Consider the following 21,618-nt stretch of genomic DNA (forward strand, 5'->3'; position numbering starts at 1 on the left):
ACGCCATCCCCCTGTTCGAGGCCACCCTCACCCAGCGTGAGCAGGTACTGGGCGACACCCACCCCGACACCCTGGCCAGCCGCAACAACCTCGCCGACGCCTATCAGGAAGCGGGAGACCTCGAGCGCGCCATCCCCCTGCTCGAGGCCACCCTCACCCAGTACGAGCAGGTACTGGGCGACACCCACCCCCGCACTCTGGCCAGCCGCAACAACCTCGCCACCGCATACCGGGCACTGAACACTGCGCCGCCAGTGAATCGCCCGCAGGGGTGGGGAAATGGCCAGTGAATCTCGACGGGCAAGAATCGTTATTATCGAACTTAACGAAAGCGATACCACGAGCATATCAGAGCTGATCCGAGAAATTTCACCGCACGGCACATCAAGCACGTATGTAATTCGAGAGGTGACACACATGGGCGACACGTACAACGTATCTGGTCAGGCAGGAAATGTAGGACCGGACGGGCACGTGGAGGGGAATACCTTCCAGCAGCAGAGCAACAACCCCAAGGCTGAATTTGATCTTCCAACGCTCGCAACTCAACTGCAGGCCTTGCGATCGGCCATGAAGCAAGAGGCACAGACCGCAGAGCACGACATGGCAATCGGCTCCGTGGCCCAAGCGGAGGTCACTGCGTCGAACGGCGACAAGCCGACGACAATTGCCCATCTGAAAGCTGCGGGAGAGTGGGCACTCAAGGTCGCACGCACAATCGGTGTAGAGGTGGCAGCCCTCGCCATTGCCCATTCATTGACCAGTTAGTCAGTGTGGAAACTACAAACCATCGAGCACGGGATGGACGTCGCGACACTCGCCCGGCAAGATTTCGGGTGGCACGAGCTCACGGACCGTTAGCGAAGGCGTTGAGTCAACTCACCCATAAGTAAGTGAGGGGTAGTGTCGGGTGCTCACTACACCAGTCCGCGCACCTGTTCGGGCGGGAAACAGCGGGGAGCCACCAGGAAAGGGGCCGACCTAACAAGGTCGCGCTTCGCCCATTCGCGCAGGTGTGGAACCAGCTGCAAATGCCTGCAGCTTCCCAAGCTGCGGGCCTAAACCCCGCCTGCTCCCGTGCTATGTCGGATAAAGAACCGCTGACAGGCCCCAGTGCGATGGTCGCCTCACAGTTGGCGCCATGCTCATCAGCAAGCGGGAGGAGAACGGCCTGCACTTCTGCCGCGCGGTTTCACCTGCGATAGCAGCACATTTCGTGGAGGTTGTCGGGTGGCTCTACGGCAGCTCGGGACCGTGCCCGTACCCGAAGCTCCTCAGTCGCTGACATCCACGGCTGATATCAACAACGCCGGACAGGGACGAACACAAGCGTCTGTCCCCGGCCGCCGTACCAGTCACCAACCGCAGCTGGAGCGGGTCTGGATTGAACTCCTAAAGCGGGTGTCGCAGGTTCGAATCCTGCCGGGGGCACAGCTAAAGGGCCAGCTCAGGAGGATTTCCTCCCAGGCTGGCCCTTCGTCGGGTTCGAGGCCGTGCCACACGCGTGCCACTACGCCCGCTCAGCAGCTCGTCGGGGCGGAAGGGATACCCGCTACCCCGTGGGAAAGGATGCGTAGCCGTCCGGCACCTCGCTGACCTGCAGGTCCGAGAAGAGCAGGGTAAGGCGGTGCGCGTTGGTCTCAATGCGACCCTCATGGAAGTCGATCCCCACGGCTTGCGCCCAACGACGGGTCGCTTCCGACTCCGGGAGGACCTTCGCACCTGGCCACTCCACCGATCGCCAGTCATAGGCCAAGCGCGGGACATCAGAGAACTACAGCAACATCGCGGACCGCAGCCGGCCGTCTTCACCACCGACTACCCGACCAGGTTCGCCTAGCCGCACGCAGTCCGCGTTGAGGGGCAGTCTGACGTCCAAGACACCGCACGGCGGCGCACACCGGCCCTCTGTAAAGACACAGCCGGCGACGGACGTCAGGATCGGGCGTAGATCAAACTCCTGAAGTAAGTATCACGAGTTCGAATACGCCACACAATCCTGGCGCTCCTTTCGCGCATTAAGAAGCGCACCAGTAAGCACTCTACTGCTGCAGTGAGTCCGGATACCAAGGATCTGAAGGGAAGACAGTCACGCTGCCAGTGGAGTGGCGCCACACTAGGTTCTCTGCCCACTCGGAGAAACGGGCATCGTAAGTCGACTTGGCTGCGTTCAACCGCTCCCGGTCTCCTCCGAAGAGACCGTTAGACAAGAAGGGGTGATCGCCACTGTAGTGCGTGATTCCGCGTGCTAGCCAAGCAGCTGGAGCAGGGAGATAGTGATCATCCTCCTCCACGGCGCGAATGTGCGGTACATCGGACGTGCTTGATCCATGATTCAGTGAGTAATCAGTTTGCACGATCAGGCGCAGATATTCGAATCGTTCCCACGCATCCCGGTATGCACTATCGCCGAAAGCGAGCAACTCGACGAAGATGTTTTTCAGCGACTCATACAGTCTACTTGATGCTCGCGGTACGCCCATCGTTGTGCTAGGGCTCAGCAACACGCTTGCCGGAGCAACCACACCCCTGTAGTGATCTTTGGTTTGAGGCTCGGCAAGCAAACGATTGACCAGGTCCCATCTCTCTCCCGCGAGGGCAGCGATGCCTGCAGCGTAGATCAAGAACGTTGCTGGGGTGCGAATTAGTTCGATGAGAGCAACTGCTCCACCCAAGTTGGGCCGGTGGGCGAAGCGTTCGATGTCGGAAACCCACCACTTGTCGGTTTCTTCACTTCCCCAATATGCCATTGTCGCAGTGAGTGCAATAAGTTTCTCGCATTGCGCTTCGATAAGTTCAAGGCGCTGCCCGTGTTCACTGGGCACATCGGAGGTGTCCCACGGACCGGCCATTAGTACTGGAAGCTGACCGACTCTGTTGATTTCTTGGCGAATCGTATCGTGCAGTGGAATTGCCAACTGGGCGCCAGCTAGGGCCCTTTTAGCCGAAGAAACTGCAGTTGCAATAGAGGCTGGATGCTCACGTTCAATATCGAACAGCGCTTCCGCACTGTCAACCAGTCGACCAAAGAAAGTGTCGGCATCTGACTTTACATACTCGGCTTGGCGCAACTTGAGAACGTCATTGGCTACCGGAGAGAGCTCAAATGGATCTACCCAATAGGTAGCAAACCGGCGAGTCGAGCACCGATTTAGGGAACTCCTCAGGGCTACATCCCACTTTGCGGACCACCCTGAGATGATTAGCCCATACTCATCAAATACTTGATCAAGCAGCTTGTCCAGGCTAGGAGTGTACGACGCAAGCTCGTCCGAGGTGTTCAGCATGCTCGTGGGGTTTAGGTAGTCTCCGTGAAGATGGATAACCACGCATTGCAGAGTGTGCAATGGCGCCATTCCGGCAATATCGCTAGCGTGGGCTACCACGGTTGGCTCAATGCCGACATCCCGCAACGCCGTCTCCATCAGTCGATCAAAATTGATCGTCATAATCACTCGAATGAGTCCAAGACTTGCGAGCCGCGCCAAAGACTGATGTGCCGTTGTGGGCTTCTTGATTCCCTGCGATCTTTCATCGTCAGTGGGCTCGAAGTAGGTGCGGAGAAGGGCTTGACGTTCGTTGGAAGTCTGAGTCAGAGCTCCGAGAAGCCCGTCATATGTCAGGGAGACCCCAAAGCGCTGCTTATACCAGATTTCCGGATCATCCGGACTAACATCCTCGGTTCGCGCGATGCGGCGAATCAAGTCCTCTTGCACATCCCAGGCCGACGGCATCCCGGAGGCGATGGACACACCGGCACCGAGCAACACCGCGTAAGCGCGAGGGTTGGCATGCAGAGCAAACGCAAGGGTCAGCTGCGGTTCCACGTCCCACTTCCAATGAACGACGGCACGATGCGCCTCATACCGTAGGGCACCCGGGGTACATTGTCGTCCCCTTGACGATAAAAAGGTTGTCAGTCGTCGGCCACTCAATCGGATGATCAAGACGTACGCGTGAACGATCGACGCATCCACCATCGTGGCTGACGGTCGTCGGCTGAGGCCCAGCCCCGAGATCGAGCCCGCCCAGGGTTCGTCGCGGCGAACGGGTCGTGCCATTTGCGTGCCAGATCCAACGGGAACCCCGGGCAACCACGGGGATTGACCACGGGTACGACCAGGACCCCGTCACCGTCGCGCCGCAGGTCAGTTCAGTCTCCAGCGCCAGTAAACCCAAGCTTCCCAAGCTGATGTCACGCAGCTACGCAGGCGAGGGACGTTCTACCAGCGGTGACCAGTAGCCTGCGACGATCAGCCGTCGCGCGCCTGGAGATGCCGTGGAAGCTACCGCTCTCGTCAGTCCCGTTCAGCTGTGGTCTGCGCAGGAGGTCTTGGTGCGTGCGAGTCCTGTCCCGGCGGCGGCAGGGGTCTACGGGTGGCACTTCGAGCAGCCGCCCCACCCCGACCTGGACGCTGGGCGCCTGCTGTACGTCGGTATAGCCCCGCGGTTCATGGCGAACCGGACCAGTACGCAGAACCTCCGCAAGCGGGTGCGCTACCACTACCGGGGCAACGCAGCCGGCTCGACACTGCGGCTCACCCTCGGGTGCCTGCTCGGCCTCGAGCTGCGCCGCGTGGGCAGCGGCAAGCGGATGACCTTCGGCGAAGTCGGCGAAGCGACCCTGAGCCAGTGGATGGCGGACAACGCGCGGGTGTGCTGGATTGAGCAGAGCGAACCATGGGACCTGGAGTCACAGCTCATTTCCCAGCTCGACCTCCCGCTGAACCTCGACCAGAACCGCCACAACGCGTTCCACAGTCGTCTGAAGGAGATACGAGCCCAAGCACGCCAGCGAGCACGGGAGTTGCCCATCAGCTCGTAGGCCGCCGAACGGGCCCTTGTCTGGGCCGTCCCTGGGCCGTCCGAGGACGCTCGACAGTGGCCAACAACGACCAACGACGACCACCAGGCGCACGAGCCCACCGCTCCTGAGCAGCGAAAACGCAGGTCATCATGATCCCCAACAAGACCCAGGGCAAGAAGAAGTAGAGTTTGTGATCATGCCCCTGAGCTGCGCAGATGGCGCGACTCAGGGGCATTCTCGTGCCGTGGAACCTCCCTGGAACCTCAGCCCGTGTGATCTTGCGGCCGGAGAGCCTGCCCGAGAGCCTTCCGGGCCCGCTCCCGGCTGCTTGGCATGAAATGCGCGTACACCTTCAGCGTCAGCCCTGGGTCCGAGTGACCGAGGTACTCAGCGAGGGCTTTGATGCTCTGCCCGGCGTCCAAGACCTTCTAGCCCTTCCTCCCCCAGCGCGCCGGCACCGCTGATGTCCTTGTCGCTTGTCGTGGCGAGACCGGACCGCACTGCGGGGTAGGCCGGAACAGACTCTGACCTGCGAGCCAACAAGCGACAAGCGACAAGACAAGCGACAAGCAGACCAGGCCCGTGGGTTGGCCCAGGCACGGCGGGGGACTGGGGACTACGATCTGGCGATTTCTTGCCGGAGCTGGTGGGTGAAGCGCCGCAGGAGGTCTAGCGTCTCTCGGAACTCGGCCCGTCGGTCGTCCCTGCCATCGGTGGGCCGGGTGCTCCAGACCCGACGTGCGAGAGCATCGGCGAGATCCACGGTGTCGCTGGCACAGAGCAGGTAGAGGGCCGAGCGTGCTTCCTGCATCTGGTTCGCCAACTCGTTGGCTCCGGGACCGTCGTCACTCAGCTGTGCTTCCTTCAGGTAGTCCAGCAGCTGAACTACGGCCGTGTTGAAGCCGATCCCGGCTTTGAGCTTCTGCTCGCGGAGCCACATGCGGTCCTGTCGGCGCGCAGTGAACCACGATCCGAACACCGCCCCTATGAGGCCGATAGCGGCCCCGATGGCCACGGCCAGGATGTTTTCCATGGTCAGCTCCCCCCGACGTACAGCACCGCCAGGCTACAGAGGCAGCCGGAGGCGCCGGACTCGACGATCACCCCCTCACATGCCAAGGGTTCGGCCATCCGAACGAAACGGCCCAGTCCCGGAACCTCTCTGGCACCTCCGAGGACGACCAACGACGACAGACAACGACCACCAACGACGGGTCGACCGCAGGTCAGTTGAGGTAGCTAGCCCCCTGACCAGGCCCAAAAAACGGGCCCGCCAGACCCAGGGCAAGAAGAAGTAACCAGCGCCGAACAAGCCCCCTACCTGCGGTTCCGTCGCTGGTAGGGGGATGGGCTCTTGCTTATCCGGCAGCTCAGCTGCCGTCGGGTTGTTCAGGGCGACGGCGTGAAGCCCTCGGACAGGTCGAGGAGGAACGGGGAGCCCGGCTCTGTCGGGGTCGAGCCTCTGGTGAGGGCGAGTTCGAGGAGCGTTCCCCGAGCATTTGGCTGCTCGACCGCGACGTGCACGGCGTCCAGGCCGGCGCCTGGAAGTACGTGGGCCCGCGTAGCCGCCATCGGTAGGCCGTTCCGCCGACCGCGATGCGTCGCGCTCCCTTGTGTCCCAGTCCCACCGGCTCCAGTCCTCCGTACATCACGTTGCCCCGGGCCACGGAGCTCTCCGGCGGCCTTCCCGAGGCCTGAAAGCCCCTGGGCACGGTTCCGTTCGCGCGGTGAGGGGCTTTTGGCGTACGCCGCCCCGACCCTACGAGCCGGCGTACGTGAAGTCGTGTACCGCGATGTCGGTCAGGCGGACGTAGCCGAGGCGTTGGTAGAGGGCGTTGCTCGTGGGGTTGGCGGCGTTGGTGTAGAGGACCACGTCCGTGGCGCCCGCGTTCAGGGCGGCTCGGCTCACCTCTGTCGTCACCGCCGCCCCGTAGCCACGGCCGCGGAGGCGGGCCGGGGTGTAGACCGGGTCCACCCGGGCCATGCCGGCGACCATCGGGTTCACGCCCGCCATGGACACGGGGGTGCCGTCCGGGGCCTCCCAGTACGTGTAGCGCTTCTCGGCGAAGCGGGTGTTCGCCCACGTCGCCGCGTCGATCGTGACGTCCTCCTCGACGTCCGCCGCGAACTCACGGCACCACTGAATGAGGTGTTCCTGGTCCCCCTCGCCCACGAGCCGGCCCCGGCCCTCCGGGTGCGGGTCCGGCGGTGTGAGCCTGCCCAGGCGGTACAGGTGGAGCCGGACACGGCTCGCCGCCGTCGCGCCCGTGCGCTTGTGCCACGCCTCCGTGAACGCCGCGATCGTGTCCTCGTCGGCCGTGATGGACGGCAGGGCCCACTCCATCGCAGTCAGGCGAGCCGCGAGGCTGTCCGCCTGCTCCGGGGTGAGCGACGTGACGTTCATACCGCGGGACGGGAAGCGGTAGAACGTGGCCTCGACCTCGCCCCCTCGCTCCAGCCGGCCGAACACGGGGAACTGGCCCTCGTACGCGGCCGCCCCCAGCGTGCGGAGCTTCTCCGTCACCGAGAGCTGTGTGGTGTGCAGGGCGGGGCGAGAGCGCAGGAACTCTCCGGCTCGCGCGAGGAATTCCTCGACGTCTTCAGTGAGGTGCCAGTCATCCGGACGCATGCCTCATGATCCCGGATGGCCTCGGCCGCGGGGAGGCGGATGAGTGGAGATCGGCCAGCCGCGATTTTTGGGGGGCCAGCCCGGCATCTTGGCCTCAGCCGCAACATCTGGAGCCCAGCCCAGCCCAGCCCAGCCCAGCCCAGCCCAGCGCGGCCCAGCCCAGCCCAGCCCCGCCCGTACGGGTCCCGGCCCGGGTGCGGCGCATGCCGTTCGGCGGGACGTCGGCTGGCGACTCCCGGCCGGACCGAGGCCGTGGGCGGGCGGGCGCCTGGGCCGCCCCGCCGGGGCCCTGACCAGGCGCCGTGCGCCGCCGAACAGTGGCCGAGAATCGCCACCACACGGCCTCGCCCCGACACGCCATGTCTCGGCTCGGCTTGCGTTCGGCCCCAGCCGACTACGGCTGATCGGGTCAGACCGTCAGCGGCACCGGGTGTACCTCGTCCGCCTTGTGGCCGGTGCGTTCGTGGATGCGCTGGACCGCTTCGGCGGAGGGCGCCTCGGAGAGGCAGTAGACGGTGCCGGACTCGGGGTCCGCCCAGGCGCGCTCGAAGTGGACGCGCTCGTCGCTCTCTATGTCGAGATCGGCCTGGTGCGCCGCTCGCAACTGCTCGGCCGTGATGCCCTTCATCCCGTGGTGGACGTCCATGAACTTCGCCATGGCCTCCCACCTCCTTCTTTCCTGGCCGTCCGTCCGTACCTCCATGCTGCGCCCATTCGAGTACGGCCGCGCGTGCTCGAAGGGGACGCGAGCAGAAGGGAACGGAGAAGCGAACACAGAAGTGGGCGGCGAAGCGAGCGGGGGAAAGGGGAAGGGGCCCGTCCCTCGAACAGGCCCCTCGTTCCTCACACCTCACCCGTACGCGCGCGACCGCCTGTCGCTCAGCCGCACTGGCACGGGTTGCCGGACTGGCACCCGCATCCACAGCCGGACCCGCAGCCGCAGGCGCCGAACAGGGGCAGGGACTTGATGTCGGCGGGCTGCTGGGTGTCCCGTGTCTGCGTCGGGTCGGGCGTACTGGGGCTGGCGGGGGATTCGGCCATGGTCCCTCCTCGAAGGCTGATGCCTGTGCCCATTGGATGCCCCATTGCATGACGGTTCAGCCGGGCGCATCAACGGCGCACAGAGGCGTCCGTACGCCCGGCGGAGCCGCCACGCGCACACCCTCGGCCAGGCCCGCACGCCCCTCCCACCAGGCCCGCACGCCCTCAAGAGCATCCACGCGCGGCGCCCACGAAACCACCGGGCGCCCCCGCGCCTGCCGCCTGGACCCTCCTAGGGCCCTACGCCCCCTCCACCCCCGTCACCGGCTGGATGTCGGCCTGGAGTTCGTCCGCGTGTTCGCCGGTCACCAGGTACACCACCCGCTTGGCGACGGAGACCGCGTGGTCGGCGAAGCGCTCGTAGTAGCGGCCGAGGAGGGTGACGTCGACGGCGGTCTCGATGCCGTGCTTCCAGCGGTCGTCCATCAGGTGCTGGAAGAGCGTGCGGTGGAGGAGGTCCATCGCGTCGTCGTCCTGCTCCAGCTGGAGCGCCAGGTCGACGTCCTTGGTGATGATGACCTCGGCGGCCTTGGCCATGAGCCGCTGCGCGAGCTGGCCCATCTCCAGGATCGTGGCGTGAAGGTCGCGCGGGACCGCCCGCTCGGGGAAGCGCAGCCGGGTGAGCTTCGCCACGTGCTGGGCGAGGTCGCCGGAGCGCTCCAGGTCGGCGGACATGCGCAGCGAGGTCACGACGATACGGAGGTCCGTGGCGACCGGCTGCTGCCGGGCCAGCAGCGCTATCGCGCGGGCCTCCAGGTCGTGCTGGAGGTCGTCGACCTTCTGGTCGGCCTCGATCACGCTCTCCGCCAGCTTCAGGTCGGCGTCGAGGATCGCCGTCGTGGCGCGTCCGATCGCCGACCCCACCAGGCGGGCCATCTCGACCAGGCCCTCACCGATCGAGTCAAGTTCCTCGTGGTACGCGTCCCGCATCAGGGTGTCCCTCTCTTACGTGCGTCTGCTCGTGGGTTTCCGAAAAGGCCGTGCCCGAAAGCCGTGCCGCCACACCGACGGTCGTGCCCCCATTCTCCGGAAGCCGTGCCGCCCCTGGGCGATGGCCGCCCTCCGTACCCGGAAGCCGTACCGCCCTCGGCGATGGCCGCCCTCCGTACCCGGAAGCCGTGCCACCACCCGGTGGTGCCCGCCGTCCTCGGCGCCTGGAAGCCGTACCACCACCCGGCGATGGCGTCCTCCGTCCCCGGAAGCCGTACCGCCCTGTCGGCGACGGACGGGTTCCGCTTCCGGGTGGAAGCCGTGCCCTGCCGTCGCATCGCCGGCCGCCGTGCCCGTGCGAAGGCGCGGCCGCCGTTCCGCCGGGCCGGAGCGGATGCCGGCCCGGGGGGCCCGGATGAACCCCACGCTCCCACGTTCCGACCCGTACGCGTCCGTTTCCGCCATCCCAAATGAACCATCACTGGCTCCAAGGTGAACTCTGGGCGACGAGTGTTCGAGGTCGCCCTTCGAGTGCTGTGGGGATGTCCGACCTCGTGCCTAACCTGGATGCATGGACGTGAACGCGGCGGTCGCCGCAGCGGCAGCGATCGCCGGTGTACTCACCGGTGTCATCGCCATGCTGGCGTTCCGCTTCAGCGAGCGCGAGCAGAAGCGTCCGACCAGGACCTCCCTGCACACCGACCCGGTGCTGCCGCCCGGCGTGGACACCGTGCTCTCCGTGCTCCGCTCCTCCGCCGTGGTGCTCGACGAGGGCGACGCGGTCGTCAAGGCCAGCTCCGCCGCGTACGCCCTCGGGCTGGTCCGCGGTGGGAAGCTCGCCATCGAACCGATGCTCCAGATGGCGCGTGACACCCGTCGCGACGGGGAGATACGCCAGGTCGAGCTGGATCTGCCCCGGCGCGGCACCGGGCGCGGCGAGGCCCTCGCGGTCTCCGCGCGCGTCGCGCCGCTGGGCTCCCGGCTCGTGCTGCTCCTCGTCGAGGACCTCACCGAGGCCCGTCGCATAGAGGCGGTACGGCGCGACTTCGTCGCGAACGTGAGCCATGAGCTGAAGACCCCCGTCGGCGCCCTGTCCCTCCTCTCGGAGGCCGTCATGGGCGCCAGCGACGACCCGGAGGCGGTGGAACGCTTCGCCGGGCGGATGCAGATCGAGGCCACCCGGCTCACCAACCTGGTGCAGGAGCTCATCGACCTCTCCCGCGTGCAGAACGACGACCCGTTGGAGGACGCCGAGCCCGTACGGGTGGACGAGCTGGTCGCCGAGGCCGTCGACCGCTGCCGCCACCAGGCCGGCGCCAAGCAGATCACCATCGCGGCCGGCGGCACCGCCGCGCTGAGGGTCTGGGGCCACCGCGGTCAGCTCGCCGCCGCCCTCGGCAACCTCGTCGAGAACGCCGTCAACTACTCCCCGGCCCGCACCCGCGTCGGCATCGCCGCGCGCAGGGTGTCCGCGCCCGGCGGGGAGCTCATCGAGATCTCCGTGACCGACCAGGGCATAGGCATCTCCGACAAGGACAAGGAGCGCATCTTCGAGCGCTTCTACCGCGTGGACCCGGCCCGCTCCCGCCAGACCGGCGGCACGGGTCTCGGACTCGCGATCGTCAAGCACGTGGCGGCCTCGCACGGCGGGCAGGTCACGGTGTGGAGCTCCGAAGGCCAGGGCTCCACGTTCACCCTCAGGCTGCCGGAGGCGGGCGCGTCCCGCGACCGCGCCACGCACCACCCGGACCTCGACGACGAGGACGGACAACCGCACACCGAGTCATCCCCGTACGCATCGCATCCCGCCCCGGAGGTCCTTCCGTGACCCGAGTGCTCGTCGTCGAGGACGAGGAGTCCTTCTCCGACGCCCTGTCCTACATGCTCCGCAAGGAGGGCTTCGAAGTCGCCATCGCGACCACCGGGCCCGACGGACTCGACGAGTTCGAGCGCAACGGCGCCGACCTCGTCCTCCTCGACCTGATGCTGCCCGGTCTGCCCGGCACCGAGGTCTGCCGTCAGCTGCGCAGCCGCTCCAACGTCCCGGTGATCATGGTCACGGCCAAGGACAGCGAGATCGACAAGGTCGTGGGCCTGGAAATAGGAGCCGACGACTATGTCACCAAGCCCTTCTCCTCGCGCGAGCTCGTCGCCCGTATCCGGGCCGTACTGCGCCGCCGCGGCGAGCCCGAGGAGGTCACTCCGGCCGCGCTGGAGGCCGGTCCGGTCCGGATGGACGTCGACCGTCACGTGGTCACCGTCTCCGGCTCCAAGGTCGACCTCCCGCTCAAGGAGTTCGACCTGCTCGAGATGCTGCTGCGCAACGCGGGCCGCGTGTTGACCCGTATGCAGCTGATCGACCGCGTCTGGGGCGCCGACTACGTGGGTGACACCAAGACCCTCGACGTCCACGTCAAGCGCCTCCGCGCCAAGATCGAACCGGACCCGGGCGCTCCGAGATACCTGGTCACGGTCCGCGGCCTCGGCTACAAGTTCGAGCCTTAAGCCATAACAGGTGACAACGACGAAGGGCGGCACCCCCGCGTGGGTGCCGCCCTTCGTCGTACGTCGCGCGTGGCGTGTCGGCGCTCAGTGGCCGGAGGCCGCCTCGGACTCGGAGGCGGACGGCGAGCCGGAGGAACCGGCGGCGGCGCCCTCCTCCTCGGTGGTGCCCTCCTCCGGGGAACCGGAGGCGGACGGCGAGCCGGAGGCCTTGTCCGACGGGCTCGGGCTGGTGACCGGGGCCTCGGGGATGTCGCTCGGGCCCCACTTCTCGAAGTAGTGCTCGGCGGGGACGACGAAGGCGCGCAGGCTCACGTCACCGGTCTCGCTGAAGGCGAAGGTGACCTTCTGGGCGTTGCCGTTCTGCACGGCGGAGCCGATGTCCGACAGGACGGCGGAGGCGTTGCCCTCGCCGCCGAGGATCACGGAGCCGCCGGCCGGGACGACGACCTTGCCGCCCTTGCCCTCCCCCTTGACCGGGGTGACCTCGGCGGCGCCGGCACCGTCCACGGTGACGGAGTCCAGCGTCTGGTCGGTCGTGGAGTTGTTGAACAGGGTCGCGGAGACGACCGCCGGACCCTTGGCCGCGGCGTCCGGCTGGGTGACCACGATCGCGTTCTGGATCTTGATGTCCCCGACGGTCGTCGCCGCGTTGTCCGGCTTGATCTGGAGCGTCTGGGCGTTGCTGCCGGCGCTGCACGCGGCGAGCGAGGCGATCGAGAACGCGAGGGCGGCGGCGGCGAGTGCGCCGCGTCGAAGGCTGCTGCTCACGGCGGCGGCAACTCCTTGAACGTGGGCGATACGTGATCGGTAGCGGGCTTAGGTTACCGAGCCGCCCCATCACGGCCGCACCCGACCCTCCCCAAGTGCACCGCGAGTACCGGAAGCAATTGACCGACGGGCCGCCCGCCCGCTCGTCCGGCATTCACATAACCCCCATCGAACCCTTCCCCGCCGGCCCTCGATTTCCGGCGAGGAATGCGTGCGGCCGAGGAAAATCGATCAGCCGCCAGAACCGGCGGAACCCCCGCGGAACACGATCCGGTAACGGCGGAACATCTCCGGGAGATCGAACTCCTTGATCAATTCCGGATTCGTCTCGTACCCGACTCCGCCCACCGAACGGAGTAACGGAAGTCGCACACTTGGAGTCGGACAAAGTAGGACGTTCGGACAGTCCAGGAGCGCTCCGGATAGGTGTAACGTGCGCGTTTCGCTCCGCCCGGAGAGCCGCTCCCACCTGCGAATACCCGCTCCCCTTCGCCCCTCGCAGCACGTTCCTGTCGCTGTTGTCAAGCCCCGAGATATGCCCTGACCTGCGAAAACGCCATTCAGAACACGCCGTATCCGTGTTACCCTGGATAGCCACGGAAGGGGTACCTGTCACATGACGTTCAAGGTTGGCGACACCGTGGTCTATCCCCATCACGGGGCCGCGCTGATCGAGGCCATCGAAACTCGCCAGATCAAAGGCGTGGACAAGACCTACTTGGTGCTCAAGGTCGCCCAGGGTGACCTGACGGTGCGCGTACCGGCGGACAATGCGGAGTTCGTGGGTGTGCGTGACGTGGTCGGTCAGGACGGCCTGGATCGGGTCTTCGAGGTGCTGCGCGCGCCGTACGCCGAAGAGCCCACGAACTGGTCGCGTCGCTACAAGGCAAACCTGGAGAAGCTCGCCTCCGGCGACGTCATCAAGGTCGCGGAAGTAGTCCGTGACCTGTGGCGTCGTGAGCGCGAGCGCGGACTGTCCGCCGGTGAGAAGCGCATGCTCGCCAAGGCCCGCCAGATCCTGGTGAGCGAGCTCGCCCTCGCGGAGAACACCAACGAGGACAAGGCCGAGGCCCTGCTGGACGAGGTCCTCGCGTCCTGAACTGACTGAGGCAGGCAGCCAGCCCGCTCAGCCGCTCAGCGCACAGTAAATGCCGCGGTGCCCGATGACGTACGTATTGTCGCCGGGCGCTGCGGCATGTTCGTACCCGGTCACGGAACCGGATGGCGTGCGACGGGTTGCGGTCCCCGATACTTGGCGTGCCGGGCCCGGGCAGCTGGCTCGACCAGATGTCACGGAAGGGTCCGGTCAAGATGTCGCGCCCGGCACGCTGTGGCCATACCCACGTAGGCCGAGCACACAAACCTGACAGGAACCGATGTCTGACGATTCGCGTCCCTCGCCTTCCGGGACCGGCGCGGGAGCCCGTACGGCAGCCGTGATCCCGGCCGCCGGTCGGGGCGTACGCCTCGGTCCGGGCGCCCCCAAAGCACTGCGGGCGCTGAACGGCACCCCCATGCTCATCCACGCGGTGCGGGCCATGGCCGCGTCCCGCGCCGTCTCCCTCGTCATCGTCGTGGCACCGCCCGACGGGGCCGCCGAGGTCAAGTCCCTGCTCGACGCGCACGCGCTGCCCGAGCGGACCGACTTCCTCGTCGTACCCGGCGGTGAATCACGGCAGGAGTCCGTGCGCCTCGGCCTCGACGCGCTGCCGCCCGGCTACGACATCGTGCTGGTGCACGACGCGGCGCGCCCGCTCGTCCCGGTCGACACGGTCGACGCCGTCATCGAGGCCGTACGGGACGGGGCGCCGGCCGTGGTGCCCGCGCTGCCCCTCGCCGACACGGTCAAGGAGGTCGAGCCGACGGCGGTGCCGGGCACGCCCGAGCCGGTCGTCGCCACCCCGGAGCGGGCACGGCTGCGGGCGGTGCAGACCCCGCAGGGCTTCGACCGGGCGGTCCTCGTGCGGGCGCACGAGACGGTCACCGGCGAGGTCACCGACGACGCGAGCATGGTGGAGCGGCTCGGATCGCGGGTCGTGGTCGTGCCGGGGCACGAGGAGGCGTTCAAGGTGACCCGCCCGCTCGACCTGGTCCTCGCGGAGGCGGTCCTGGCCCGCAGGAGGCTGAACGATGGGTTCTGAGACACCCGCGGCGCCCACGACACCCGCGGTGGTGCTTCCGCGGGTCGGCATCGGCACCGACATCCACGCCTTCGAGGACGGCCGGGAGCTGTGGTGCGCCGGCCTGAAGTGGGAGGGGGAGGGGCCGGGGCTCGCCGGGCACTCCGACGCGGACGTCGTGGCGCACGCCGCGTGCAACGCGCTGTTCTCCGCGGCGGGCCTCGGTGACCTGGGCCGGCACTTCGGCACGGGCCGGCCCGAGTGGTCCGGCGCGTCCGGCGTGACGCTCCTCGCGGAGGCCGCGCGCATCGTCCGCGACGCTGGATACGTCATCGGCAACGTGGCGGTCCAGGTGGTCGGGCCGCGACCGAAGATCGGCAAGCGGAGGGACGAGGCGCAGAAGGTGCTGTCGGAGGTCGTGGGAGCGCCGGTCTCCGTCTCCGGAGCGACGACGGACGGGCTGGGGTTTCCCGGCCGCGGCGAGGGATTGATGGCGGTCGCCACGGCGTTGGTCGCGAAGGTCTGAGACGCCGGGCGCCCAAGGGGTCGGGGGCGGGTGTGTCGGCGCCGCGGGCCCGTCGTGGCCGTCCGGGCAGTTCCCCGCGCCCTGAAGGGAACGGGCCTGCGGCCCGCCCTTTCATGAAAAGCACGGGGCGCAGCCCCGGCGCTATTCAGGGGCGCGGGGAACTGCGCGAGAAACCACGACGGACCCGCACCCGCGATACGAACGCGCACCCCCGAGCTACTGGGCGCCCGGCCCAGCGGCGCAGCCACGTGTCACGAATTCATGGACCTTCGCCCGGATCGGCGCAGCGCACTTGCGGTTGCCCACTACCCTGGAGGCGTGACTATTCGCCTGTACGACACCAGCGCCCGGCAGATCCGTGACTTCGACCCCATCACGCCGGGTTGTGTCTCGATCTACCTGTGCGGTGCCACCGTGCAGGCGGCCCCGCACATCGGCCACATCCGCTCGGGGCTCAACTTCGACATCATGCGTCGGTGGTTCGAGTACCGCGGGTACGGCGTGACGTTCATCCGGAACGTCACGGACATCGACGACAAGATCATCGCGAAGGCGGCCGACCAGGGCCGCCCGTGGTGGTCGATCGGCTACGAGAACGAGCGCGCCTTCAACGACGGCTACCACGCGCTCGGTTGCCTGCCGCCGACCTACGAGCCGCGTGCCACGGGGCATGTGACCGAGATGGTCGAGATGATGCGCGGGCTGATCGAGCGCGGCCACGCCTACGCGGCCGACGGCAACGTGTACTTCGACGTGCGGTCGTACCCGGAGTACCTGCGGCTGTCCAACCAGGAGCTGGACAATCTGCTCCAGCCGTCCGGCGAGGGCGAGACCGGCAAGCGCGACCCGCGTGACTTCGCCATGTGGAAGACGGCGAAGCCGGGCGAGCCCACCTGGGAGACGCCCTGGGGCCGGGGCCGGCCGGGCTGGCACCTGGAGTGCTCCGCCATGGCGCACAAGTACCTCGGCAGCGAGTTCGACATCCACGGCGGTGGGCTGGACCTGATCTTCCCGCACCACGAGAACGAGATCGCACAGGCCAAGGCCTTCGGCGACGCGTTCGCCCGGTACTGGGTGCACAACGCCTGGGTCACCATGAGCGGCGAGAAGATGTCCAAGTCGCTGGGCAACTCGGTCCTCGTGAGCGAGATGGTCAAGCAGTGGCGCCCCATCGTGCTCCGCTACTACCTGGGCACCCCGCACTACCGGTCGATGATCGAGTACAGCGAGGAGGCCCTGCGCGAGGCCGAGTCGGCGTTCGCCCGTATCGAGGGCTTCGTCCAGCGGGTCGTCGAGAAGGCGGGCGGGGTCGTCGAACCCGCGGCCGAGGTGCCGCCGGCGTTCGCCGAGGCCATGGACGACGACCTGGGCGTGCCGCAGGCGCTGGCCGTCGTGCACACCACGGTCCGCCAGGGCAACAGCGCGCTGGCCGCCGACGACAAGGAGGCCGCGGTCGCGCGCCTCGCCGAGGTGCGGGCCATGCTCGGCGTCCTCGGCCTCGACCCGCTCGACGCCCACTGGGCCGGTGAGGGCGGCGACCGGGGCGAGGATCTGCACGGCGTCGTCGACAGCCTGGTCGGTCTGGTCCTCCAGCAGCGTGAGGCCGCCCGCGCCCGCAAGGACTGGGCCACCGCGGACGCCATCCGCGACCAGCTCAACCAGTCCGGCCTGGTCATCGAGGACAGCCCTGACGGTCCGCGCTGGACGCTCGGCCCCCGCTGACCCGCGATCACCTTGATCGATTGTGCCGCCCGGCCCTCCGGGCGGCACACTGCATAGACGAGACTTCAATGACGTACACGCGCATGTGTACGAACGCTTCCAGGAGACGGGTAGGTCATGGCCGCTAACAACCGCCGCATGTCCGGCAAGAAGGGCGCGCAGGTCGGCAGTGGCGGCCAGCGACGCAAGGGTCTGGAAGGCAGGGGCCCGACGCCGCCCGCCGAGATGCGCAAGGGGCACAAGAAGAACCGCATCGCCAACGCCAAGGCCAAGCAGACGGCGCGCCGCCCCGTGGCGCGTGGGCGCGGCGGCAAGGGCACCTCGGAGATGGTCGTCGGCCGCAACCCGGTCGTCGAGGCGCTGCGTGAGGGCGTGCCCGCCACCACGCTCTACGTCCAGCAGTTCATCGACAACGACGAGCGGGTGCGCGAGGCGCTCCAGCTCGCCGGTGAGCGCGGCGGCATCCACCTCATGGAGGCGCCCCGCCCGGAGCTGGACCGGATGACCAACGGGCTCAACCACCAGGGCCTCGTCCTCCAGGTCCCGCCGTACGAGTACGCGCACCCCGAGGACCTGGTCGCCGCCGCGTTCGACGAGGGCGAGGACCCGTTGATCGTCGCCCTCGACGGGGTGACCGACCCGCGCAACCTCGGTGCCGTCGTCCGGTCGGTCTCCGCGTTCGGCGGCCACGGCGTCGTCGTACCGGAGCGGCGCGCGGCCGGGATGACCGCCGGCGCGTGGAAGACGTCCGCCGGTACGGCCGCCCGTACGCCCGTCGCCCGCGCCACCAACCTGACGCGTGCGCTGGAGGCGTACAAGAAGGCCGGTGTCGTCGTGGTCGGTCTGGCGGCGGACGGCGAGGCCGAGGTGGGTGAGCTGGAGGCCCTGGAGGGGCCCGTCGTCATCGTCGTCGGCAGCGAGGGCAAGGGCCTGTCGCGGCTCGTCGGGGAGACCTGCGACTTCCGGGTGCGGATTCCGATGCCGGGTGGCGCGGAGTCCCTGAACGCCGGTGTCGCGGCGGGAGTTGTGCTGTACGAGGCGGCTCGGCGCCGGGGCTGACAACGGGGGGTTCGGGGTGTTCACGATCACCTTGACGCGGTCCGGACAGATCGGCGCGGTCAAAGCAGTGTCCTAACGACACGTCACTCGGTTAGATGAGTGTGGACACCAGAACACCCCGCACACCCCCGGGGGACCGTTCGTCGGGATACGACGACGCTCCCGCGCTGAGCATGGTGAAGGTGCCGAGCGATCCGGCGCAGGTCATCGTCAACCACGTGAGTTTCCGCGTGCAGTTGGGCGCCTCCACGCGGGCGTCCCCGCGGATCGCACGGCATCTGAGCGCCGCCGAGGACACCGCGCGCATGCCCGTCGTGGGCACGGTGATGCGCGCCGGCGCGCCCGCCGCCGGGCGTCGGCGCCCGGTCGTCTGGAGCGGGAAGTCCGCGCCGGACGACACGGGGGCCCACCGTCTCCTCCAGGCCGTCAGGGAGGCCGGCGCCACCCAGGTCATCCCGCGCCTCGGCGTCACGGAGACCGACACCGGCGGATACGGCGTCGAAAGCGGCCGCTACGACGCCGACTTGACGGTGGAGACGATCGAGACGCCCATCGTCGGCAGCCAGCGCACCCACGGCGACCACGCCGCCCCCGACGGCACCCGGCTGCTGCCCGCCATGCGCCAGGTCGGCAGCGCGTACGACGAGCCGGGGTACGCGGGACGGGACGACCACGCCGACGACCGTTTCCCCGAAGACCGCTTCGCCGACGACCGTTTCGCCGACACGTACGACGACGGGGATCCGGAGGGCGAGCGGACGCGGCGCCGCGCCGCCAACGAGCCGGTGCGGCAGGGCTATTACCCCGGCCGGCGGATGAACCTGGGCGTGGTGCTGCTGCCGCTGCGCGTCTTCCTCGGCTTCATCTCCGTCTACGCGGGCATGGGCAAGCTCTGCGACCCGCACTACTTCGACGGCGGCAAGCGCGGCTCCATGGTGAAGTGGCTGAACACGCTGCACCCGTGGGAGGTCGCCGAGCCACTGCGGCAGTTCGCGCTGGAACACCCGGTCGGCTCCGGTCTCGTCATCGCGTTCGCCCAGGTCGTCGTCGGTGTTCTCACGATCTTCGGGCTGTGGCAGCGGGTCGCCGCCGCGTTCGGGGTACTGCTGTCGGCCGCGCTGCTGGTGACCGTCAGCTGGAAGACCGTCCCCGTCTACGAGACGCCCGACATCATCTACCTCGCCGCCTGGTCCCCGCTGGTCATCGCGGGTGCGCCGGTGTACTCGGTCGACGGGCGGCTCGCGGGCGGTGCCTGGCGCACGCTCGGGCCGCGCGCCGACATCTGGGAGCTGCGGCGGTACGTGCTGCGCCGGGGTGCCCTCGTCGCCACGATCGTCGTCGGTCTCACACTGCTGGTCGGGTCGTTGCTCGGCGGAGCGGTGCGGGACGCCGACCGGATCGTCGTGCCCGGGCCCGGCGAGGCTCCGCGCAACGAGCTGCCCGGGTCGCCGCTTCCCGATGAGGCCGGCAAGGGCCGCAAGGAGCGGCGCAGCCCCTCCGCGTCCAACTCGCCCACCGCCGGAGCGACGTCGGCGAGCCCCACGCAGGGGGTCACCACGACGCCGGACGCGACGCGGGACGCGGGCGCGGCCACCGGGCAGCCCAGCCAGACGCAGGGGACGGCGGGGCAGGCGCCGCCGCAGCAGTCCGCCCCGGTCGAGCAGGCGCCGACGACGGCGGGGCCGACGTCCAGCGGTGGCGGGGGTGCCTCCGGTGGGACGACCGGGGGGTCGGGTGGCTCCACCGGAAGTTCCGGAGGGAGCTCCTCCGGTGGGCAGCCGGGGTTGGTCGGAGGGTTGCTCGGGTAGGTTCTTTCGCCTTTCGAGGCGGTGAGACGGGCCCCACAGGGATGTCCTGTGGGGCCCGTTCTGTGCGTTCGCTTCGCCTGCGAGCTCGGGGTGCGCGTACGTCGGCGGGCGCGCCTCCGTTGTGGTCGCTCGCGCAGTTCCCCGCGCCCCTCTGGGTGTGAGACCCGCTTTGATGGTGCTCTAGCGGCCCAGGGTTGCCAGTTCCCTTGCTGCTTCCGTCAGGTCCTTCGCCGTGTCGATCGCCCGCCAGTAGGCGCCCTGGGGGATCGGGAAGCCGGCCAGGCGGCGTTCGCGGGCGAGGCGGGGGAAGGTGGTGCGTTCGTGGTCGCCGCGCTCCGGGAGGAGGCCGGCGAACTCGGGGGAGAAGACATAGACGCCGGCGTTGATCTCGTACGTCGTCGGCGGGGCCTCGATGAAGTCGGTGACGCGGCCGAAGCCGTCGGTCTTGACGGCGCCCCAGGGGATGCGGGGGCGGGCGAGGGCGAGTGTGGCGACGGCGTCGCGCTCGGTGTGGAAGTCCGCCATGTCGCGCAGCGAGAAGCGGGTCCAGATGTCGCCGTTGGTGGCGTACCAGGGCCGGTCGGGGTGGGGCAGATGCGCGGCGGCGTACTTGAGGCCCCCGCCGCGACCCAGGGGTTCCGTCTCGACGACCGTGGTGACGCGGACGGGCAGGTCGGCCGAGTCCAGCCAGTTCTGCAGGACGTCGGCGAGATGACCGCAGGAGACTACGACGTCGGTGACGCCCTCCTCGGCGAGCCAGGTGAGCTGATGGCCGATGATCGGGGTGCCCGTGCCGGGAATCTCGACCATGGGCTTCGGCCGGTCATCGGTGTACGGGCGCAGCCGGGAGCCCTGGCCACCTGCCAGGACCACGGCTTGAACGGGGCGCGACGCGGCGTTCGGATCGGTCATGCCCGAACTGTACGTGGCGCCCCGTTCGCGGGAGCACGGCCCTGGGTGATCGGTATCGGGGGAGGGGAGTGGGGGTGCGAGCGCCCTGGGCGTCCTGCGAGGCCCTCCGTGTTTCTGCTGGCCCTCGCGGGGCCCTCAGTGTTCTTGTGAACCCTTGGCGGGCCTCAGCCGTGCAGTGCTGCGACTCCGGTCGCGAAGGAGGTGTCGCAGACGGGGCGGGCGTACGACTGGGCCCGGGTGGGGCCGTACGCGCGGACGGCGGCGCGGCCGAGGGCGCGGGCGATGGACGTGCAGTGCTTCGCCAGCGAGGGGCGGCCGTTGACGGCCTGCTGGAGGTGGGTGAGGGCGACGCCGGGGTTCTGCTCCTGGAGCTCCACGAGGAGCTTGTCGCGCAGCAGTTCGTGCGGGGCGCGGGCCTTGGCGCGGGGGGACGTCCGCTGTGCGGAGACGTCCGACGCGGCGAGGATCGACTCGGAGGAGTCGGCCCCCGACCAGTTGACGCTGGTGACCGCGAGCGTGCCGGAGAGCACCAGGACGACGGGCAGGACGAGGGCGAGGGAGCGGCCGATCCGGCGGGCGGGGCCAGGGCCGCGACGCGTCCGTTGGGTGTAGGTGTGGGTGTGCTTCACGTGAGTGAGGGTAGCGCAGCGTAGTGATACGGAGACCTTGGGTCACCAGTTTGGGGGACGCCGCAGCGCCGGTTCTTGGGCGCCGCGTTGACGCACAGGAATCGAATTGGGCGGGATTGTCGGGGTAGTTGGGGGCATGGAAGAGGGCCCCACGGGCTGGCT

At 68.3% G+C, this 21,618-nt stretch carries 20 protein-coding genes and 2 pseudogenes; 11 read left to right on the forward strand and 11 right to left on the reverse strand.

What is annotated here, in order from left to right; translation table 11 throughout:
- On the forward strand, window positions 1-290 hold a 290-nt coding region (locus ACZ4Z3_RS38555), incomplete at its 5' end, for a tetratricopeptide repeat protein (RefSeq protein WP_468505423.1).
- The gene (locus tag ACZ4Z3_RS38560; protein WP_468505424.1) at window positions 280-768 is read left to right on the forward strand and encodes a hypothetical protein; all 489 of its coding nucleotides are present in this window, start codon (window positions 280-282) and stop codon (window positions 766-768) included. The genes ACZ4Z3_RS38555 and ACZ4Z3_RS38560, both read left to right, overlap by 11 nt.
- 784 nt (window positions 769-1,552) lie before the next feature.
- On the opposite strand, the pseudogene ACZ4Z3_RS38565 reads toward ACZ4Z3_RS38560, so the two are convergent.
- Window positions 1,553-1,744, reverse strand: a pseudogene (locus ACZ4Z3_RS38565) (YxiG-like protein); the annotation flags it as partial.
- 298 nt (window positions 1,745-2,042) lie between these two features.
- A complete protein-coding gene (locus ACZ4Z3_RS38570) occupies window positions 2,043-3,827 on the reverse strand; it encodes an SIR2 family protein (protein WP_468505425.1) in 1,785 nt (594 codons plus the stop codon).
- Window positions 3,828-4,336: 509 nt separating this feature from the next.
- Between ACZ4Z3_RS38570 and ACZ4Z3_RS38575 the strand changes: the two genes are divergently transcribed.
- Complete coding sequence (locus ACZ4Z3_RS38575) at window positions 4,337-4,825, forward strand: GIY-YIG nuclease family protein (protein ID WP_468505426.1); 489 nt, start codon at window positions 4,337-4,339, stop codon at window positions 4,823-4,825.
- 245 nt (window positions 4,826-5,070) lie between these two features.
- Here ACZ4Z3_RS38575 and ACZ4Z3_RS38580 read toward each other — a convergent pair.
- From ACZ4Z3_RS38580 to phoU, 6 genes and pseudogenes are all read right to left on the reverse strand, one after another.
- Window positions 5,071-5,232 (reverse strand): annotated as a pseudogene (locus ACZ4Z3_RS38580) (site-specific integrase); the annotation flags it as partial.
- A gap of 191 nt (window positions 5,233-5,423) precedes the next feature.
- Window positions 5,424-5,840 (reverse strand): hypothetical protein, encoded by a 417-nt coding sequence (locus ACZ4Z3_RS38585; protein WP_468505427.1) that lies wholly within the window; start codon window positions 5,838-5,840, stop codon window positions 5,424-5,426.
- Between the two features lie 726 nt (window positions 5,841-6,566).
- Window positions 6,567-7,436, reverse strand: a complete 870-nt coding sequence (locus ACZ4Z3_RS38590; protein ID WP_468505428.1) for a GNAT family N-acetyltransferase — start codon at window positions 7,434-7,436, stop codon at window positions 6,567-6,569.
- A gap of 409 nt (window positions 7,437-7,845) precedes the next feature.
- Window positions 7,846-8,094 (reverse strand): SCO4226 family nickel-binding protein, encoded by a 249-nt coding sequence (locus tag ACZ4Z3_RS38595; protein ID WP_055538819.1) that lies wholly within the window; start codon window positions 8,092-8,094, stop codon window positions 7,846-7,848.
- A 221-nt stretch (window positions 8,095-8,315) separates the two neighbouring features.
- Window positions 8,316-8,477, reverse strand: a complete 162-nt coding sequence (locus tag ACZ4Z3_RS38600) for a hypothetical protein (protein ID WP_169800283.1) — start codon at window positions 8,475-8,477, stop codon at window positions 8,316-8,318.
- A 240-nt stretch (window positions 8,478-8,717) separates the two neighbouring features.
- Window positions 8,718-9,407, reverse strand: a complete 690-nt coding sequence (gene phoU / locus ACZ4Z3_RS38605; RefSeq protein WP_055517687.1) for a phosphate signaling complex protein PhoU — start codon at window positions 9,405-9,407, stop codon at window positions 8,718-8,720.
- 571 nt (window positions 9,408-9,978) lie between these two features.
- On the opposite strand from phoU, the gene phoR reads away from it, so the two are divergent.
- Window positions 9,979-11,235 carry a two-component system sensor histidine kinase PhoR gene (gene phoR / locus ACZ4Z3_RS38610; protein WP_468505429.1) on the forward strand — a complete coding sequence of 419 codons (1,257 nt, stop codon included), beginning with the start codon at window positions 9,979-9,981 and terminating at the stop codon, window positions 11,233-11,235.
- Window positions 11,232-11,912 (forward strand): two-component system response regulator PhoP, encoded by a 681-nt coding sequence (gene phoP / locus ACZ4Z3_RS38615; RefSeq protein WP_033322296.1) that lies wholly within the window; start codon window positions 11,232-11,234, stop codon window positions 11,910-11,912. Before phoR ends, phoP begins: the two co-directional genes overlap by 4 nt.
- An 84-nt stretch (window positions 11,913-11,996) precedes the next feature.
- On the opposite strand, the gene ACZ4Z3_RS38620 is transcribed toward phoP, so the two are convergent.
- Window positions 11,997-12,680 carry a copper chaperone PCu(A)C domain-containing protein gene (locus ACZ4Z3_RS38620; protein WP_468505430.1) on the reverse strand — a complete coding sequence of 228 codons (684 nt, stop codon included), beginning with the start codon at window positions 12,678-12,680 and terminating at the stop codon, window positions 11,997-11,999.
- A 616-nt stretch (window positions 12,681-13,296) separates the two neighbouring features.
- On the opposite strand from ACZ4Z3_RS38620, the gene ACZ4Z3_RS38625 reads away from it, so the two are divergent.
- The 6 genes from ACZ4Z3_RS38625 (at window position 13,297) to ACZ4Z3_RS38650 (ending at window position 19,915) form a co-directional block, all read left to right on the forward strand.
- Window positions 13,297-13,779 (forward strand): CarD family transcriptional regulator, encoded by a 483-nt coding sequence (locus ACZ4Z3_RS38625; protein ID WP_003953493.1) that lies wholly within the window; start codon window positions 13,297-13,299, stop codon window positions 13,777-13,779.
- Between the two features lie 277 nt (window positions 13,780-14,056).
- Window positions 14,057-14,821 carry a 2-C-methyl-D-erythritol 4-phosphate cytidylyltransferase gene (ispD, locus tag ACZ4Z3_RS38630; RefSeq protein WP_468505431.1) on the forward strand — a complete coding sequence of 255 codons (765 nt, stop codon included), beginning with the start codon at window positions 14,057-14,059 and terminating at the stop codon, window positions 14,819-14,821.
- On the forward strand, window positions 14,811-15,326 hold the full coding sequence (gene ispF / locus ACZ4Z3_RS38635) for a 2-C-methyl-D-erythritol 2,4-cyclodiphosphate synthase (protein ID WP_468505432.1): 516 nt from the start codon (window positions 14,811-14,813) through the stop codon (window positions 15,324-15,326). The genes ispD and ispF overlap by 11 nt, the downstream gene beginning before the upstream one ends.
- Before the next feature lie 318 nt (window positions 15,327-15,644).
- Window positions 15,645-17,048 carry a cysteine--tRNA ligase gene (cysS, locus tag ACZ4Z3_RS38640; protein ID WP_468505433.1) on the forward strand — a complete coding sequence of 468 codons (1,404 nt, stop codon included), beginning with the start codon at window positions 15,645-15,647 and terminating at the stop codon, window positions 17,046-17,048.
- A gap of 117 nt (window positions 17,049-17,165) precedes the next feature.
- Complete coding sequence (gene rlmB / locus ACZ4Z3_RS38645; protein ID WP_468505434.1) at window positions 17,166-18,107, forward strand: 23S rRNA (guanosine(2251)-2'-O)-methyltransferase RlmB; 942 nt, start codon at window positions 17,166-17,168, stop codon at window positions 18,105-18,107.
- Between the two features lie 95 nt (window positions 18,108-18,202).
- Window positions 18,203-19,915 (forward strand): DoxX family protein, encoded by a 1,713-nt coding sequence (locus ACZ4Z3_RS38650; protein WP_468505435.1) that lies wholly within the window; start codon window positions 18,203-18,205, stop codon window positions 19,913-19,915.
- Between the two features lie 180 nt (window positions 19,916-20,095).
- On the opposite strand, the gene ACZ4Z3_RS38655 is transcribed toward ACZ4Z3_RS38650, so the two are convergent.
- Together ACZ4Z3_RS38655 and ACZ4Z3_RS38660 are read right to left on the reverse strand one after the other, a co-directional pair.
- On the reverse strand, window positions 20,096-20,827 hold the full coding sequence (locus ACZ4Z3_RS38655) for a nucleotidyltransferase family protein (protein ID WP_055712729.1): 732 nt from the start codon (window positions 20,825-20,827) through the stop codon (window positions 20,096-20,098).
- A gap of 164 nt (window positions 20,828-20,991) precedes the next feature.
- A complete protein-coding gene (locus tag ACZ4Z3_RS38660) occupies window positions 20,992-21,456 on the reverse strand; it encodes a hypothetical protein (RefSeq protein WP_468505436.1) in 465 nt (154 codons plus the stop codon).
- Window positions 21,457-21,618 lie beyond the last annotated feature (162 nt).

This window comes from Streptomyces sp. NPDC030296, assembly GCF_055572815.1.